The 17,730-nt window shown below is 62.0% G+C and carries 14 protein-coding genes and 1 pseudogene; 9 read left to right on the top strand and 6 right to left on the bottom strand.

Annotated features, from left to right (window positions below; all coding sequences use genetic code 11):
• From K426_RS30490 to sorB, 6 genes and pseudogenes are all read left to right on the top strand, one after another.
• Nucleotides 1-224: pseudogene (locus tag K426_RS30490) on the top strand (CoA-transferase); the annotation flags it as partial.
• Nucleotides 225-259: 35 nt separating this feature from the next.
• Nucleotides 260-577, top strand: a complete 318-nt coding sequence (locus K426_RS21065; RefSeq protein WP_066562138.1) for a 2Fe-2S iron-sulfur cluster-binding protein — start codon at nucleotides 260-262, stop codon at nucleotides 575-577.
• A 2-nt stretch (nucleotides 578-579) separates the two neighbouring features.
• Entirely contained in the window at nucleotides 580-1,350 is a 771-nt protein-coding gene (pcaD, locus tag K426_RS21060; protein WP_066562136.1) for a 3-oxoadipate enol-lactonase, read from the top strand.
• Between the two features lie 217 nt (nucleotides 1,351-1,567).
• Nucleotides 1,568-2,491, top strand: coding sequence for a serine O-acetyltransferase EpsC (gene epsC, locus K426_RS21055; RefSeq protein ID WP_145907549.1), 924 nt, complete (start codon nucleotides 1,568-1,570; stop codon nucleotides 2,489-2,491).
• A 103-nt stretch (nucleotides 2,492-2,594) separates the two neighbouring features.
• Entirely contained in the window at nucleotides 2,595-3,800 is a 1,206-nt protein-coding gene (sorA, locus tag K426_RS21050) for a SorA family sulfite dehydrogenase catalytic subunit (protein WP_257721823.1), read from the top strand.
• Entirely contained in the window at nucleotides 3,797-4,123 is a 327-nt protein-coding gene (gene sorB / locus K426_RS21045; protein ID WP_066562126.1) for a SorB family sulfite dehydrogenase c-type cytochrome subunit, read from the top strand. The genes sorA and sorB overlap by 4 nt, the downstream gene beginning before the upstream one ends.
• A gap of 94 nt (nucleotides 4,124-4,217) precedes the next feature.
• Here the strand turns inward: sorB and K426_RS21040 are convergent, their stop codons facing one another.
• The 5 genes from K426_RS21040 to K426_RS21020 form a co-directional block, all read right to left on the bottom strand.
• Nucleotides 4,218-5,216: a ParB/RepB/Spo0J family partition protein gene (locus tag K426_RS21040; RefSeq protein ID WP_066562124.1), complete on the bottom strand. Its 999-nt coding sequence runs from the start codon at nucleotides 5,214-5,216 to the stop codon at nucleotides 4,218-4,220.
• Between the two features lie 200 nt (nucleotides 5,217-5,416).
• Complete coding sequence (locus K426_RS21035; protein WP_066562120.1) at nucleotides 5,417-6,634, bottom strand: autotransporter outer membrane beta-barrel domain-containing protein; 1,218 nt, start codon at nucleotides 6,632-6,634, stop codon at nucleotides 5,417-5,419.
• A gap of 190 nt (nucleotides 6,635-6,824) precedes the next feature.
• On the bottom strand, nucleotides 6,825-7,793 hold the full coding sequence (locus K426_RS21030; protein ID WP_237230124.1) for a hypothetical protein: 969 nt from the start codon (nucleotides 7,791-7,793) through the stop codon (nucleotides 6,825-6,827).
• 1,032 nt (nucleotides 7,794-8,825) lie between these two features.
• Nucleotides 8,826-9,386 (bottom strand): 2OG-Fe(II) oxygenase, encoded by a 561-nt coding sequence (locus tag K426_RS21025; protein ID WP_066563686.1) that lies wholly within the window; start codon nucleotides 9,384-9,386, stop codon nucleotides 8,826-8,828.
• 50 nt (nucleotides 9,387-9,436) lie between these two features.
• On the bottom strand, nucleotides 9,437-11,104 hold the full coding sequence (locus K426_RS21020) for a ShlB/FhaC/HecB family hemolysin secretion/activation protein (protein ID WP_066563684.1): 1,668 nt from the start codon (nucleotides 11,102-11,104) through the stop codon (nucleotides 9,437-9,439).
• Between the two features lie 474 nt (nucleotides 11,105-11,578).
• Here K426_RS21020 and K426_RS21015 point away from each other — a divergent pair, with 474 nt between their 5' ends.
• From K426_RS21015 to K426_RS21005, 3 genes are all read left to right on the top strand, one after another.
• Nucleotides 11,579-11,854 (top strand): HU family DNA-binding protein, encoded by a 276-nt coding sequence (locus K426_RS21015; protein ID WP_013849042.1) that lies wholly within the window; start codon nucleotides 11,579-11,581, stop codon nucleotides 11,852-11,854.
• A 690-nt stretch (nucleotides 11,855-12,544) separates the two neighbouring features.
• A complete protein-coding gene (locus K426_RS21010) occupies nucleotides 12,545-13,372 on the top strand; it encodes a MucR family transcriptional regulator (protein WP_066562114.1) in 828 nt (275 codons plus the stop codon).
• A gap of 1,594 nt (nucleotides 13,373-14,966) precedes the next feature.
• Entirely contained in the window at nucleotides 14,967-15,896 is a 930-nt protein-coding gene (locus K426_RS21005; RefSeq protein WP_066562112.1) for a hypothetical protein, read from the top strand.
• Between the two features lie 628 nt (nucleotides 15,897-16,524).
• Here the strand turns inward: K426_RS21005 and K426_RS21000 are convergent.
• On the bottom strand, nucleotides 16,525-17,730 hold the full coding sequence (locus K426_RS21000; protein WP_066562110.1) for a replication initiator protein A: 1,206 nt from the start codon (nucleotides 17,728-17,730) through the stop codon (nucleotides 16,525-16,527).

Here is a 17,730-nt window from a genome sequence, read left to right as displayed (position 1 = left end):
ATGCGCAAGATATACGACAGCCCTCGGGTCGCACTGGAAGGCCTGTTGTTCGACGGCATGACGATCATGTCGGGCGGGTTCGGGTCTCGGGATTGCCCGAGAGCCCGAACCCAGAAATCCGGGCCTCGGGCGTGAAGAACCTGATCGTCATCTCCAACAATGCGGGGGCTGACGGCTTTGGCCTGTGGATGCTGCTGGAAAGCCGTCAGGTGCGCAAGATGATCTGAGACGGGAATATAGTGAGACGGGAATATAGGAAGTGCCAAAACTGATCGTCATCAACCGCTCGGGCGACGAAACGAGCATCGATGCCCGCGAGGGCGTGTCCGTGATGGAAGCCATTCGCGACAATGGCTTCGATGAACTGCTGGCTCTATGCGGCGGCTGCTGTTCCTGCGCCACCTGCCATATATTCGTGGATGAGGTCTGGAGCGGCGCGGTCGGCGCGGCCAGCGGCGACGAGGACGATCTGCTCGACTCCTCCGATCACCGCATGGCGCGATCACGCCTGTCATGCCAGATCATGATGACCGCCGCGCTGGATGGCCTGCGCGTCGCTATCGCGCCGGAGGACTGAGCATGGCCTTCACCCAGCGCCCCGGCGCCCGCCTCTACTGGAAAGTCGACGGACGCGACGATGCTCCTGCGCTCATCCTGCTCAATTCGATCGGGACCGACATGGACCTCTGGGACGCGCTGCTGCCCCATCTGCGGAGCCGCTTCGCCTTGTTGCGGATCGACATGCGTGGCCATGGCGCATCCACCGCCGATCCGGGCGATTATTCGCTGGCGATGCTGGCAAACGATGTGCTGGCGGTTGCCGATGCCGCCGGCCTTGATCGTTTCTCGCTTGCGGGCGTGTCTCTGGGCGGCATGGTCGGGATGGAACTCGCCCTGGGGGCGCCCGGCCGGATCGAGAAGCTGCTGCCCATCTGCACCTCGGCGACGATGGACGGCGCATCCTGGAACGACCGCATCGCCAAGGTGAGGGGCGAGGGCATGGCCGCCATCGCCGACCTTGCCATGGGGCGTTTCCTGTCCGATGCCGCCGAACCAGCCGTTTTCGAGGCCGTGCGCCGCCAACTCATCGCCATGGACCCGCAAGGCTATGCCGGATGCGGCGCGGCGATCCGCGACATGGATCTGGCCGATCGGATCGCGGGAATTGCCTGCCCCACGCGCGTCGTCACCGGCGCCCGCGATACATCGACGCCGTTCGCTGGCCATGGCGAACATCTGGTCGCACGCATCCCCGGCGCGACACATATATTGCTGGAGGCCGCGCACCTCGCGCCGCTGGAAGCGCCTGAGGCGCTGGCGGGGGTGATTCTCTCTTTCCTGGAAAGCTGACACATCGGCATGTCCGGCGAGGAGCGGGCGCCCCGCTTCCAGAACATTCTGCTACCGCTGGACGATGCCTTGGGCGGAAAATTGCCGTCGCCTGCCTCGACCGGCTCCGGGAAATGGCGGCTGAAACCAGAGCTTCACCCGACAATGGATAAACCCTCTCCTTTTTACTATCTTAATGGTAGATATAGGCGGCCTTGGGTTTTCATCCGGAAGCAAAATGAACATTACATTCGAACATGCACCGTCCGACAAAGGCATCGAATTCCCCCGGCAGATCGACCTCGTCGTCGAGGGGCTGCTCCAGGCGCGGCTGGACTGGCGCGCCGGGCATGCGCGCCACGCCGAACAGGGCGTCTATTTTCCTTCACGCCAGGCGCTTCAACGCATCTCCCGCGAGTTGGCGATCGCCCTTTTCCCGCTGCGTTTCGGCCCGCCGGAACTGACCGCCCAGAATGAGAATAATTATGTGGCGGCCGCTCTGGAATCCACGCTGTCGCAGCTCGCCGCGCAGATCAGGCTGGAACGCGGCTATCACGAACCCGACAGCGATCAGCAGGCCATTGCGATCGACGTCGATCGGACGATCGGCATATTCGCCGCCCGGCTGCCGGCCATCCGCCGCCTGCTCGATACCGATGTGGAGGCGGGCTACGCCGCCGATCCCGCTGCGCGCAGCGTGGATGAAGTGCTGCTCGCCTATCCGTCGCTGACCGCCGTGATCCATCATCGCATCGCCCATCTTCTCTACACATTGGGCGCGCCGCTGGTGGCCCGGGTCATCGCGGAGATTGCGCATGAACGCACGGGGATCGACATTCATCCCGGTGCGACCATTGGCCGCAGCTTCTTCATCGATCATGGAACGGGCGTCGTGATCGGGGAAACGACGATCATCGGGGACCGGGTGCGGCTCTATCAGGGCGTCACGCTTGGCGGCGATCCGGATGTCGAGGGCCATCACGATATTTTGCGGCATCCCATCATCGAAGACGATGTCGTCATCCACGCCAATACCAGCGTCATCGGGCGGGTGAAGATCGGCGCGGGCTCCCGCATCGGCGGCAATCTCTGGCTCCGGCAGGATGTCCCACCAGGAAGCATCGTCGAAGCGCCCGCCCCGACGATCCGTCAAATTCGATAGGCGCAAAAAGAGACGAGGCCAGCCTGCGCACCATGTCACCGGCTTCCGATCGTCAGCAGGGAAGTTGGTCCACGACCGGACAGCCATAATGGGAGGACGAAGCATGGAAAGCATTAACCGGCGCGGACTCATCACGGCCATGGCGGGCGCGTTATGGCCGACATCCCTTTGGGGCCGGGCGAACGAAGGGCATATCACCCTGCCCTTTGCCAATGGCGAGCGTCCCCTTGTCCGCTATCCGCAAAAGCGTCCGCTCATCCGTCTCACCACCCGGCCACCACAGCTCGAGACGCCTTTGGCGCTGTTCAACGAAGGGCCGATCACGCCCAATGACGCCTTTTTCGTCCGCTATCATCTTTCGGACCTGCCGCTCGCCATCGATGCGCGGCAGTTCCGGCTTGCGATCGGGGGACATGTCGACAGGCCGCTCTCCCTCTCGCTCACGGAATTGAAGCGCGACTTCCCGGTCCAGGAAATCGTCGCGGTCAACCAATGTTCCGGCAATGGGCGCGGCTTTTTCGAACCGCGGGTCGGCGGTGGCCAGCTTGGCAATGGCGCGATGGGCAATGCCCGCTGGCGCGGCGTTCCGCTGCGCGCGCTGCTCGATCAAGCAGGCGTTCGGGCGGGCGCCCGGCAAGTGACTTTCAACGGCCTCGACAATCCCCAAGCTGAGGGCGTTCCCGATTTCATCAAGGCGCTGGATATCGACCATGCCCGCGACGGCGAGGTGATGATCGCCTGGGCGATGAACGGTGCCGACCTGCCTTTTCTCAACGGCTATCCGCTGCGATTGGTCGTGCCGGGACATTACGGCACCTATTGGGTCAAGCATCTGAATGAGATCAACGTCGTCGATGCGGCTTATGACGGCTATTGGATGAAGACGGCCTATCGTATTCCCGACAATGACTGTGCTTGCGTGACGCCCGGCGGCAAGCCCGACAAGACCCGTCCGATCGGCCGCCTCAACATTCGCTCCTTTCTCACCAGCCATGCGCCCAACGCGCAGATCGCCGCGGGAAGACCGATGTTGCTGTCGGGCATCGCCTTCGACGGCGGGACAGGGATTGCACGCGTCGACATATCGTCCGATGGCGGCCAAAGCTGGCAGCAGGCGGCACTGGGCGAGGATCTGGGCCGTTACAGCTTCCGCCCCTGGCAATTGTCGCAAAGCCTGCCACCCGGCCGCCACCGCATTCTGGTCCGCGCCACCAGCCGGTCGGGAGAGGTCCAGCCGTTGGAGCCCCGCTGGCAACCCGCCGGCTATATGCGCAACGTCGTCGAAGCCGTGGAGATCGTCGCCCTATGAAAGCGCTGCTCCCCATCGCCCTGCTCTTTGCCACCGGCGCAGCCGCAGCGGGCTATCGACTGCCTGACGAGCGGCCGATCGCCCTGCTGCCCGGTCCCGATGTGGAATTGGCGGCAACGACTTGCTCCGCCTGTCACTCGCTGGACTATGTAACCAGCCAGCCTCGCGGCAAGGGCGCGCAGTTCTGGAACGACAGCGTAACCAAGATGGTCAAGGTCTATGGCGCGCCGATCGAACCCGCTGATGCGGCACGCATCGCCGCCTATCTTGCTGCCACCTATGGTCAGAAGGACACCGCCGCCCCGTCCCGTTCCAATCCTTGAGGATGAAGCCTCATCGGTTTTGCGTGTACGCAAAGTCTGCCCACCTCGCTCGGTATAACGGCGGTCGGCACCTTAGCCCTGCTATCGGCGCAGCCTAGGCCACCATCGGAGCAGCGCGTACCGCGACGATGGTTTCACGCAGCCGGGCCAGCAACTCGTCCAGATCGGCATCCTCCGATATGCTGAGGTCGATCGTCAGGGCGCCGCTGCGGCCGGGCTTGGCGCGACCGATGCGCGCGCCGCCCGCGATGATCGCAATGTCGCGGGTTTCCTCCGGCGCTTGGGGCATGGCGGCTTCGCGCAGCCGCGCCAGCACCGTGGCAGGCGGGATCATGCGATCGCCTTCGCGGGCGAGCGCCTGCTGTTGCTCCCCGATCAGTTGCGCTTCGGCAATCATCCGCCCGCGCTGGTCGTGGCGGCGCAACAGCGGGGTCAGCAGTTCCGAATAGCGCACCCGCAATTCGTCCTTGGTGGCGAAGGCATTGACCACCTCCTCGGGCAATTGCGCCAAAGCGAGCAAGCGGCTCAACTGGCTGTTCGACAGATTCAGCGCCTCGGCCATGCGCGATTGCACCCCGCCATAGAAGCGGTCGACCGCATGCTGATAACTGCGCGCCCGGTCCAGTTCGCTGATGTCCGCCCGCTCGCGATTTTCGATATCGGCCAGGCGGAAGGCTTCCTCGTCGGACAGGTCGACGACCAAAGCCGCCAGTCGCAATTCCGGCCGCCCATTATGGTTGAGCCAGTCCACCGCGAAACGGCGGCGGCTGCCGACCAGAAGCTGATAGGGCCGGTCCGAACCCGGCGGATTGAGACGCACCAGAACGGGGATGCGGTTGCCGCCCTCGCTGGCGATGGAATCGATCAGCGAGCGGCAGCTATCGGCGGTCAGCCCCGGCTGGTCACGCGGATTGCCGTCCCAGACCGAACATTCGTCCGGCTGGACCGAAATCGCCCCCCGCGATCCCGCGCCCTTGTCAGCAAAATGCGCCAGTCGTTCATCGAGACGGCTCAGTTGCTCCTCATCGGCGGGGGCTTTGGCGGCGGGCTCATGGGCCAGGGTCGCCAATATGTCGCGGATAAAGCGGGCCATGGATCACTCCTTTTTGCGTAGCGTGGGTGCGCAATAGCCGGATAAGCGCGGTTGTGGCGGAAAACCCGGTTCGTTTTGGAGCAATCCATTGTCCTCCCTAGAGCGCGCTGCGCTAAATCGGACGCAGGGCGCGCGCTCTAATTCCTTGTTGTCGCATCGTTTTAAGCGGAAAACCGGTTCCCACTTTCCCGCACGATGCTCTAGAAGCGGCGGCCCACTGTCAGCGTTGCGGCATGGACGTGGCGGTCGGAGCTGAACTCGCCCGCATAACCCAGCCGGACGGACGTGCGGCTGTTCCAGGTTGCGCTGATCCCGGCATTGACCAGGCCCGCATCGCGCGCCAGCCGCGTGGGGCGCAGCGTGAAGATCGGCAGGTCACGAGTGGCGAAGCGGGCCTCGATCCGGCTGTCGGGCCGGCTGCGCAATTCGCGCTGCCATTGCGCCTCAACCGAGGGGCGCAGCGTCCAGCCGCCCTTCGCGACATTGACGGAGGCGCGCGCGCCTAAAGCGCCGCGCAGCGATTTTGTGCGGAACGCGGCCACCTCAAGCGCGGCGTCGGCGCCATTTTCCTTAAAGCCGCTCACATCGGCATAGCGGTAATGCAGACCGGCAAAGGGCTGTATCCGGACCGCCCCTGCGCGAACCATGGCGCCCGCTTCGCCCGAAGCAGCCCAGCCGTCGCCATCGACCGGCGCCACCATCCGGCCGGTAAAGCCCGGCCAGCTGATCAGGCGCCGCAACTTATATTCGGACAGCGTATAGGATGCCGTCGCATCGGCGTAGAAACGGCCGTTGCTATAGCTGACATAGGGACCGATCATGCTGTTGAACTGGCTGATGCGCGGGCGCTGCGCCGGATCGAGTTGGGCATCGATGCCGTCAATGCCCAGCGACGCGCCGACGATCAGGCCGTGCACCGGCTTCACGTCGATGGCGAAGCGCAGCGACCGGCTGTCGGACTCCACCTCCGGCCGGTCGATGCGGCCTTTATATGTCGCCTGCTTGACGCCGCCGGTCAGCATCATGGTGATGGTGCGATCGCCGCTCACCGGAACGCTGGCGGGCGCGTCGATGGCGATGCTGCGTCGCTCGGCAAGCCAGGAGCGGATCTCGCGGTCGGCGGCGTCCATCGACTGGATCGACAGGCGGGGCAGCAGGGAATAGCTGCGCGGCGAAAGCTGACCCAGCGCATCGGCCCGCGCCGTCGCCGTCGGCAGGGCATCGATCGACGCCAGCATGGCAGCACGGTCGCTGGTGGCCGCGCCAGGCATCGCATCCAGCATCGCGCCGACCGCTGCCTCACCGGGCGTTGCGGCATAGGGCGCATAGGGATCGGCAATGGCGGGCTGAGTAGCGAGCAACAGCAGCGCGACAACGCTCTGGATCAAACGACGGATCGGAAAAAGACGGTTCGACAAGATGGAATTCCCCTTTGGCGAAAATTTTTGCGTGTGCGCAAAAGCCTCCCGGCCTGGCGCTTGAGGGTTTGAGGAGGCAGTGCGCCCACTGCCTCCTCGCCCCCGCCCTTCCCCCGGGGGCTAATGGGGGAGAGCATCGTCGGCGCGCAGTCCGCCATGCATGAGGACCATGCCGGACCGCGCACCAGCGTCAGTTACCTCCAAGCAGTCCGCCGAGCAGGCCGGTCACAGGAGCGGTCGTCTGGCCCGATCCGGTCGCCGGGGTGAGAGCCCCGTTCAACAGGCCCGTGACGGGGGCAAGGGCATCGCCGGTCCCCTGTCCCGCGCCCAGCAAGCCATCGACCACGCCCGTTACCGGCGCGAGCGGCCCCCCGCTCTCTCCTCCGGGCAGCGTTGGGGCCAGGCTGTTGACGGTGTCGAGCAGCGGCGCGGCGACGCTGTCGACCGTGCTGGTGACGGTCGCGACCACGGGAGCTACTGCGCCAGTAACCTGGTTGACGGTCGTTCCAGCTTGCGGTCCCAATATGCCGCCTGCGAGATTGCCGACCGGCTGCAATCCAGCCTCGACCCCGGCAGCCGTCGTCGGCACGGCCACATCGACCAGATTGCCCTGCGACAGGATACCGACCGTTGCCAATTGTCCGGCCACCGCCCCGCCTTCGGATGGCAGCAGATTGACCCCGACCAGCGTATCGGCAGTGGGGGCGCCGGTCAGCGCATTGCCGCCGACATTCGCGCCGACGAGCGGCCCGCCCGGCGCGGCGGAGGGATCCCCGCCGACGCCGCCCAGCACGCCCGTCAGGCCGCCGACCGCATTTTCGACCAACCCTGTCACAGGGGCGAGAACGCCATTGTCACCAACCAGCGGATCAGTGGCGGGCGACAGCGCCCCGTTGACTGTCCCAAGCAGCGGCGTGGCGAGCTGGCCAACGGCGGAGGTGACAGCCGCCACCGTCGGTGAAAGACCGTCGGTGAGTTGCGTCACAGCCCCTCCGGCCGGGGCGCCGAGCAGGGTTCCGGCAAGAGTGCCTACGGGCGCCAAACCCTGCTGCACGCTTTGGGGGGTGGTCGGCAGAGCGACCTGCGCAACCGTGCCATCCCCCGTCAGCAGATCGACCGTCGCCACGCTGCCCGTCGCGGGCGTTTCACCCGGCAGCACATTGACGCCGATCAGCGAGCCAGTGCCGGTGGGACCAACGACAGGCAGATTGCCTACGGACGCTCCAATGATCGATCCGCTGGCCGTGGGGCCGACCGGGCTGGTCGGACCGGTGGGACCACCAGGACCTGTCGGGCCGGCAGGACCAGTAGGACCGCCTGGTCCGGTCGGACCACCGGGACCAGTGGGACCGGCAGGGCCCGTCGGGCTGGAGGGACCAGTCGGACCGCCGGGACCAGAAGGACCGGCAGGCCCGGTTGGACCGCTGGGGCCAGTGGGGCCACTCGGGCCGGAGGGGTTGGTCGGGCCGGTGGGTCCGCTGGGGCCGGACGGGGATTGGCCCCCACCCCCCGCTCCTATGTCAAACCCCACTCCATCGGCACAGGCACTGAGCAAAAGAAGAGGTATCGCCGTGGCGCACAACAAATAGTGCCTTCCCGATCGGACCGATCCATAACGTGGCATTGCAAGACTCCCTGTTTTTCTGCGAGCAGATCGCAACAGGGGGCAAGTTAAGCCGGACAGTCCTTATCGCCTCGTCAAGAAGAAACCGGTCTGGTTGGAATATATTCCCGGTTCCAAATCCGTTCCATCAGAGCGCGCAACAAGACATCACCATATGCGCAAAGCCGGTTACAGCATAAGGAACTTCCCGACGACATCTCATTTTTGGCCTTCGCAAAGGCTCCACATTCGCAAAATGAGCCGTTGAGCAAGAAAATCGATTTTCATCTGCTTTCTTCCGGAACGGTTCATTCTCATTCGATTTCGTCGAGATGGACGTAATCGCTATTGTGGAAGCACCTATCGCCAGTCTTGGACCCGCCGCGGGCATAGACGTCGCGCAGCGACTATGCCGCAATCTAACATCGGCCGGTCTCTCAATAGAGCGCCGCTTAGCCGGATATGCTCAAGAAGACCGCATAGGCGCATCGGGCCGTGCGCGAGCATTCCGGTCGCCGCATTCAGCCGACGACCAGGTTGGTCTATCGAAATGACAGGGGAGAGAGTGATCAGGCCGTCAGCGGCAGCTCATCGCCATCTTGGCCCTTCGACCCAGCTCACCAGGCTGCGCCGCACGCCTTTGGTCACGGGCAGGACGCGATGCTGGAGGAAGGAGGGGAAGATCAACATGCTGCCCCGCGGCGCGAAATTCACGCCTGGCTGCTGAAGACCGAAAAATTCGAAGGCTCCACCCTCATAGTCCTCCGGATCGGACAATTGCACCACCACCGACAGCTTGCGGTCGAAGGGACGGGAGGATTCCTGCCAGACATCCTGATGCCAGTCATATTTGCCCTGCGCCCGGCCATGATATTCGGTATATTGCAGGTCATACGGCCCTGCGATATCGATCCCGAAATTGGTGCGGTTGGACGAATGAATGAACTGCATCAGGCGGTCGACGATATCCTTGTCGCGGTGAACATCCAGCCAGCTTATGGTGGAGGACCGATAGGCATGATCGCTACGCGCGCCCTGCGCGAAGCCAACGGTCGCGCTTTCCGGCGCATAAAGCGCCGCTCGCTTGACGATCGCGTCGCATTCCGCTCCGGTCAGCGCCGACGGCCAAACCTCCCACACATTGTTCATCGTCATACTTCCTGCGCATGTGTTTTTGCGTATTCGCAAAAAAAGGCGGATCAAAACGCCCGCCCTACCCCGAAGAAAAAACGTGCCTTGCGGCTATAGGCCGGATCGGGGCGCTTCACCGGCACGGCCACCTCCGCGCTGACGCGCCATTTCGGCCCTAGGCCCAGCCGTACCCCACCCCCCGCCGATGCGAGACTATAGTCCTGCGCCGCGAGACGATAGACGGGCCGCGCCGTGCTGCGCGCCAGCGCGCCGTCGAAGGCAATGAACAGCGCGCTCGCCTTCAGCAACGGTGATCGGGCGGGCAGCGACCATGTGAGTTCCGCGCTGCCCGCGACCGCCTGTTCCGCCGTCAGCGTTCCGGTGCGGAAGGCCATGCCCGCGCCCCGGCCGCCAAGCGGGAAGCGTTCCGTTACTGGCAGATCGTCTTTCGAATATTGTCCTTTGATCGAAGTCCTGAGGCTGAGTTTCCGGCTGATCCCCTTCACTGCGATGGCCTGAACATTGATCTTGGTGAAGCCTGTTTCGGAAAAGCCGGCAAAGGGTCTGGCGCCCAGCGCATTCAGCCCTTGGCTGACCACCGCCGAAAGCGCATAACCGCTCGTCGCATCGGCGTGGGACCAGGATGCGCCCAGACGCAACGCCCTCGATCGGTAATCGCCAAAGCGGATGTCGAGAAAATAATTGTCGCTGTCGATGCCGTCGACTGACGCCGTGACCGATAGATTGGACTTGGCCGACCGCAAGATGGGATAGCTTAACGTCAGCCCGGCCAGTGTCGCTTCGCCCTTCGTCCTGCTGTTGCGTGATCGGGTCTGCACATGGGCGGCCTGCGCGCTCAACGTCAGGCCATTGCTGCCGATCGGCGTGCTGTGGCTGAGCGAATAATATTGATAACGGTCGGGATAGAAGGGCAGATAACCGGACATTCGTGTGCTGTCGCCTTCCCGCGCCATGCCGTTGACCGTGACGGACATCTGCGCCTGCACGCCATCCACGACATTGCTGACGCCGCTATTGTCGATCGTCAGCCCGACCTGCACTTGCTTGCGCTTGACGATCAGGTCGATCAGAAGGTCGCCCGACGCGCCCGACTGCCGAAGCCGGGCATCGACTGTCTGCCCCGGAATGTCGCGCAGCAGAGACAGCGTCCGTTCCAGCCTGCTCTTGCGCAGCGGCGCATCGCGCATCAGACGGCGCATATGCGCGGCGATCAGGCCGGCCGGCATGCTGGGCGACATGCCCGCCAGCCGATAATCCCTCACCTGACCCTCCACTAGCCGGATGGTCAGGACGCCGCCGATGGGCACCTGCGGGGGGATGGAGACGGAATAGAAGGCAATGTCGCTCTTTGCGTAAACGGCACTGATCGCATTGGCGATCGCCTGCAACGTCTCGCCGCTCAGGGGCTGGCCAATATAGGATGCCGTGACGGCATCCAGCCGCGCGGAGGGCAGCGTCGTCCCGCTATAATGGAGCCGGGTCAGCACGGCGAAGCTGGCGGACGCCCCTGCAGGCGCGCCCTCGATCGACGGCGCCGGACGGGGTGCAGCGGCAGGCGGGGGCGCGATTTGCGGCTCCAGCCGATCCGTGCGGTCACGCTCGATGATCGGCGCCGTGCCCGTTTGCCCCGGCCCATCCTGCGCCAGCGCCGGGGCCGCCAGCATCAGGCCCAGGCCAATCGCAATCCCCCGCGCAGCGCGCTTGCGCAGCGTCATCCCCGCCATGATCTGCTGCCACATCGTCCCATGCCACCTTGGACGCCAAAGCGGCCGCCCTGAAGGAAGGATGGGAGAAAATGGCGCGGCCTTCACCTGCAACCGGGACCGGATCGGTGATATTCGCAAGCTTTCGTAAAAGACGAAAACGGGCATTTGCCGGTCACCGGGCAACCGGACGGCGGCAGGCCGTCGCGACAATTGCGCCCATTTTGGCGAAACCGGAGCAACACCCCCCGGCCGGGGTTCTAAGAGGACGAAAACAGCCCCTTGCCTGGACCCGCTCAAATCAGGCGACAGAGTCGCGATCCGGGAGGGAAAGCGCCCGAACGACGCCGACCACGCCCGATTCAGAGCCAAAAAGCCGGAATGACGCGATTTTAACGCTGATTTTCGCTGATATCCGGTCGCAAAGGGACTAGTTGAGCGCGAAGAGACAGGTTAAGACCATCCGTCCACGAAAGGGAGATCATCATGAACAATACTGAACTCGCCGAAGCACTGGCCGCCGATCATGGCCTGACCAAGGCCGACGCGCGCAAATATGTCGACGGCGTTTTCGCCGCGATCGCCGGTGCCGCCGCGAAGGGCGACGAAGTTTCGCTGAACGGATTTGGCAAGTTCAAGGTCAAGGACCAGCCCGCTCGCGAAGGCCGCAATCCTTCGACCGGCGCCGTGATCCAGATCGCCGCTTCCAAGAAGCTGACCTTCACCCCGGCGAAGGCCGTGAAGGACCAGTTGAACGGCTAAGCCGGTCTTCGGCGGCGACGATCGGCCGCCGATGAAAAGATCGGAAGGATCGGCCTGGACGACCAGGCGAGATCCTTTCTTGATCGACTGGCGCGCCCCTGCCGCTTGGGCGGGGCGCGCGCCATCACGGCAGGATGGAGCCTGCCCCTCCCCTCCTCCAAAAGCCCATGATCTTTGCCGGTGCCGCAATGGCGCACGATGCCGGCTGAATGCACCGGATTGCATCGGACGCAATCACATCACCGCGCTTCGTATTTGCCATAATGGGCTCGGACCGCCATTTGGCGGGTGCCTTTCAGGCATCCTCTCCTAAACTCAATAGGCCGGTCGAAAGATCGGCCTTTTTTTCGCCTGAACGGATGCGTTGGACAGGAATAGATCTCATGGCATCAAAATATCCGCATATTCGTTTTCAGCATTGTCATGCTGAAAACGAATATAGTCCACAGCCCGCATTTCCCCGCGCAAACCATCGCGTCAGCGGGCCGGAACTGTCGAATTCCGGCCGGAAAGTCGACAACTGGTAGAGGCAAGTTTGGAGGCCAGCCGGTGTGCCATCTCGAAACAACAAGGTTGTTTGTTCCTTTACAAAAGCACTGAATAGCGCTGTTTCAATCGTTTCGGATTTACATTTTACGCAAAACCGCGCAAAAGGCCGTTTCTATTACTCAAAGATGGGAAGCGGGGCCAATGTCTGAAAACAACCAGCCTGACATCACGACGCTCACTGTTCAGCTGGTGAGCGCCTTTGTCTCCAACAATAATGTCGGGAGCGAAGGTCTTGCCGACCTCATTCGAACCACGCGCCTGGCCTTGACTGATGATCTGGCTGCGAAGCCCGCCGAGGCATCGGCGCCGACTTACACGCCGGCCGTTTCCGTGCGCAAAAGCTTGTCCTCGCCCGATCATATTCTGAGCATGATCGACGGCAAGCCGTACAAGACGTTGAAGCGCCATCTCGCCAGCCATGGCCTGACGCCCAATGATTATCGCGAACGCTATGGCCTGCCGAAATCCTATCCGCTGGTCGCGCCCAACTATTCGGAAGCGCGGCGCGCAGTCGCCACCAAGCTGGGTCTTGGCCGCAAGCCGGTGAACGCCAAGAAGGCGCCCGAGCCAGCCGCCGCGCCGGCAGCTCCGAAGACTGCGGTGACCAAGCCGGCGCCTGCTGGGAAATCCGCTGCAGCAAAAGCGCCTGCCAAGGCCGCCGACACGAAGACCCCAGCAGCAAAAGCAAAACAGGCCGAAGCGAAGGCTCCTGCCGCGAAGTCCGTGGAGGCCAAGGCTCCTGCTGCCAAAACCGTTCCTGCCAAGGCTCCGGCAGCAAAGGCAGCAGCGTCGCGCAAGCGCCTGTCGATCGCCACGTCGGCCGCTCCTAAAAAGGATGCAGCTCCGGCAGGGGTTAAGCCTGCCGACAAGGCAGCGGCTGGCGACAAGCCTGCAACGCCTGCCAAGGCCGCCAAGAAAAAACCGGCTGCAAAGCCTGCCCCCAAAGCGGCTACGCCTCAAACGGCCTGATTATCGAGCCTCTTAAAGCGCCGATCAAGATCACGCCCCAACCAGCTATTGCTGGTTGGGGCGTTTTTCTGTCCCGGAGCATGGCTATCAACAGTGGCTTTAAACTTGGTTTGGATCACCGCCTTGTATGAGATTGCCCCCTGTTCAACTCCGCACTTTTAAACGGCAATAACGACACCTCTCCATGATCGAGGTCACTCTGGTTAAGCCTGTAAAGTAATGCCCTGCTTATATTGCCGGTGTCCAAGATTGTCGAAACCCTCCGATCCGAGATGCATAGAGACGATGCCTGGACCACAAGACAAGGTCGTTCCCTCAGAGCAGTTCTGCGGATGCGATTATGTCACCTTACATATCCCACTCCACCTAGGCGGAGGACATAAGCGATGACGGTTTAGACCTCATATGCCTCTTGCCCTATACTTCGCGAGAGATGTGAACGCGCCTGGACTATCCATCAAATCGATATCCCGAACAGTTTTTACGATGACATATGTATCTACGATTACCCCAGTTTCATTATATGATGGATAAACACTGTGGTATAAAATACGAATATTGTATTCATCTCGTTCAAAAATTTAATTGCCTGTTATCCCCGGCATATTGATCCAGTCGCGGCTTGATCACTTCCAGCCAAAGAGGCGGATAAGCATCCGGTGAAATCACCTCATCTTGCTTGCTCGGCGTTAGCCCTGTTCCCGGAGAAGCTATAAGACCTCAATCCGGGGCGAATATATCCAACGAATACAAACCGACAAACCGGTGGATTAATAATTCTCACAGACCTACAAATACGACTTCGTCTAGAGGAGTGCTGACGCAGCGATTGCTCGCTGCCTGACACAATGGGATATTTGAAACTCGCGTTGCCGCATATTCCAGAAGCTGCCAGGAACCCCGCGAATTAAGCCCTTAAAGACATATGGCAGCATACGGGCGAATGGATCTTGGTGTGAATGTTTAACGCAGCCGCCGAAGTCGAACTGAGGGGAGAATCGACAAAGATATGCCATAGCCTTGCCATTTATCGGTTCATGGGTGGCTGTTTTCTGCGGACGGCGATGCTTGGCCTCGATCGAACATCCAACCCTTGGGTTCTGATGTCTGCACCATAGCATAATATTCTAAATTCGAGTCTGGTCTGCCTAAAAATTAGGCAGCGCCAGAGGCTTCCTGAGAAGGAAAAGGAAAGGTTTCCATAGCAGCATGCCAAAAGCGCCCTGTCGACGCCTGGCGAGCCTCCTAGGAGCAAATTGGCAATTCCTCGTTTCTCCTTCCATGACCGGGCGCAGATAGTTCTTCTCGCCCCTCCCCGCCTTTGTTACCTAACAGAGGAGACCCTTCACGACGCGATCACTGGATCTCGACCGGTCCTTTTAGCAAAGAACTGCAGTCGCCCTGTCCGTTCGCCTGATCTAGCGTTAATTGAAAGGCTGGCGGTGACGGAGTTATTATGGCATGGAGATATCCGTTTGCCGGACGCCGCCAAGGCATAGTTCCCATGCTCCTCCCTTTCCCCTCCGATAGACTCATAGTCAATACAACCAACCATGCTCTTTAGTTGTAGGGCTTCTTGCACTATGCCTAGAAAATGCAGGATTTTTCTTCTTCACCGGATCACGCCCTGCTTCTCCTCGGTCGACTCGACGGACGGCTCTGCAACAGCCCGGCAGCGGACATCTGGCTAGCCAGGGCTAGATTGAAGGGGGCGGCGGCCCTGGCCAGTTTTGCGGGCGTTCCCATTGGGGTTACCGACCTTCAAAACTGGATTTGCGGACGAACGCCGCCGCCCCGGCATAGCGAGGGGCTGAACGATCCTTTATCGATCGCGGCTTTGTTCCATTTCGCCCTTTCCGCGGCGGATGGTGATGATCCGATCGTTCGGGCGACGCTCAATATATCCCGAACCCTGCTCGACGACCGGAAGGAAGCCGATCTATGGGCGGCCGAGGACTTGGTGCGCTTCGGCCCTGCCTGGCGCATGGCCCAGATGCTGTTGGAGGCGCCCTACCCTACAGCTTCCTTTCACGCGATCGCTCAGCGCCTGATCGATGTTCGAGCGAGCCTCGACACGCCAGTCACCGAAGGCCAGCTGGTGACCACCGTGGACGGGCGACAATGGCGTATCGAGCCGCGGCGGTTCGACATGGGATGGATTCTCGCTTGCCATCTTCCTGGCGCGTTTGCGGCGACCGGGCTGAGCTTGCGCCGCTTGCCCTCGTTGGTCGCCTTGCCGCGGTTCCTGCCGGATGATGTTGATCTATTGACGGGGCAGATCGCTGCCATGGTCGCTCGCCAAGCGGGACAGGGGTTGACTGAACTGGACCGGCTTGAGGCGAAGCTGGCGCGTCTGCCAGCCGAATTGACGGTGACGCGGCGAAGCAAGGCGCCTTTACTTATGCGTCTGGAACTGGCCTATCCGGGCCTCCGCAAGATGGCGGTCGCCCGGTTGCTGGGGATCTCCCACCAGGGTGCGACGAAGCTGGTGGCGCAGGTCGAAAAGCTGACGAAGGCCGGTTAGAGTGAATGGGCCTTTGAGAGCCTATCCAACTCAATTCCAGAACATATATCTCCCTGTAGTTATAAGGTTTCTAGTTAAGTTAAAGAGTTAGAGGTCGCGCTATCCCGCGCGAATCGCAGCAATCGCACGAGTCGGGTTCCAGGGTGCGTTCCCATAAGGTCGATGGTTCGTTCCCGAAATGTCGGGGATGCCGTTCCCGAAATGTCGGGAAAACGTTCCTGATGGAGCGACCCTTGTTCCTGGAATGTCGAAGGACGCTGTTTTGCGCCGGCGGGGTTCTGGAGATTGAATCATATTCGCCAAGGGTGCCGGAAAGGAGGTTCAAAATCAGCGGCAGGCGGAGTGAGTGGAGAGCGGCTGGACCATAAGCTGGCTTTGCTATCGGTATAACCCGACACTTCGGGAACGCTTCTTGCCTATCGCTTCGTCGAGCGGGTTTGAAGGCGCGGATCGGCCATGGATTTGTAGGCGGAGCGCTGATGAATAGCCGAAACGGAGGTCTGTCTGAATCTCAAGCATGAGAACGCATATCGATCGTTCCAGCGATGCCGTAATGCCGGAGTGTTTCAGGAAAACCCGGCTTGATTTTGGGGGACCGCTATTCAGCGAAGAGCAAAGCGTTTACGGCCTAGAGGCGGTGCCGGTTCTTTTCGTGGAAGCGGCGAACGAAGCCGATGAACGCCTTTTGATAATTGACTGGCGTGCGGGCGGGATCGGCGTCCAGCCAGTCGCGGAATTCCTGATGGAGCGTCTGATAATCCCAGCCGGGATATTCGGCGCGCAGGGTTGCCAGCGTCGCATTTGTGAGTTCCCCGGCACTGGCTTTGGCGGAAAGCCCGGCCAAGGTCCGGCGGATCATGTCGCCGGCATCGACGAGGGGCTCTTTGCCGGCGGGAGCGGGGGAAGACGCTGATATGGCCGTCGTCCTGCGGTTGTTCACGGATCGCGTCTCTGCTGTTGTCCGCGGGGCCGATGTGGCGGTGGGCAAGGGATCGGCCTGCGGGCGACGGCGCATGCGCAGCGACGGTTCGCGCTTGCCGTCGGCCTGTTCCAGTTCGACCGTATAGCCCGGCAGGGGGTCGCGTTCGGCTATCTTGGCGATCTCGAACTTGAAGCGGCGATAGGCGCCTTCGGCCCCGGACTTTTCGAACAGGGTCGGCATCGAGATGGCGAAACCCCCCTCCCCTGCCCCGCCCGCATGTTTGCGCGCCACCTTGTAGAGCCAGCGTTCGCGGCCGCCGGTCAGGTCGAAATAAGCGCGGTCGATGCTGAGCACGCCGCCCTGCATCAGCACGCCTTCGTAGAACCAGTTGCTGAGTTCGATGGTCATGCCCCGCGAGCGCTCTGTGCGTTCGTCGACCAACTGGGTCCAGCCGTCGAGCCAGCTAAAGGTGGCTTCGCGGCGGTTTTCGGCGCGGATATTGGTCTTGATCGTGGTGGAGACGAGGCGATCGAGCGACTGGCCGAGCAGTTCATAGGCGCGGCCTGTGGTCGGGCGATGGATAGCGCGCAGCAGGTCATAGGGCATGAGATGCAGCTTGCGCGGAATGTCGTTGAGCCCGCGGCGCGCCATGTCGGCCAGGACCGAAGCGCAATAGATCAATATGTCGGCGTCCCAGATGGTCGCCATGCCATAGTCCGGATTGGCCGAGACATGGACCCAAGCCTTGCCGTCAGGGGAGGTATAGTCGATCGGCTTGACCCGCTTCGACTTGGCGAGGCTGAAGAAGGGGCGCTCCATCATCTCGCGCTGGTCGCGCAGCGGCATGTCCGCAATATAGGGGAGGAAGAGTTCGAACTGGTCGGTGACCTCGGTCTTGGCGGCGCGGGTCAT

The sequence above is a fragment of the Sphingobium sp. TKS genome (assembly GCF_001563265.1).
Classification (GTDB): domain Bacteria; phylum Pseudomonadota; class Alphaproteobacteria; order Sphingomonadales; family Sphingomonadaceae; genus Sphingobium.
The sequence above is the reverse complement of the archived record's forward strand: the minus strand, read 5'-3'. Positions and strand labels throughout refer to the sequence as shown.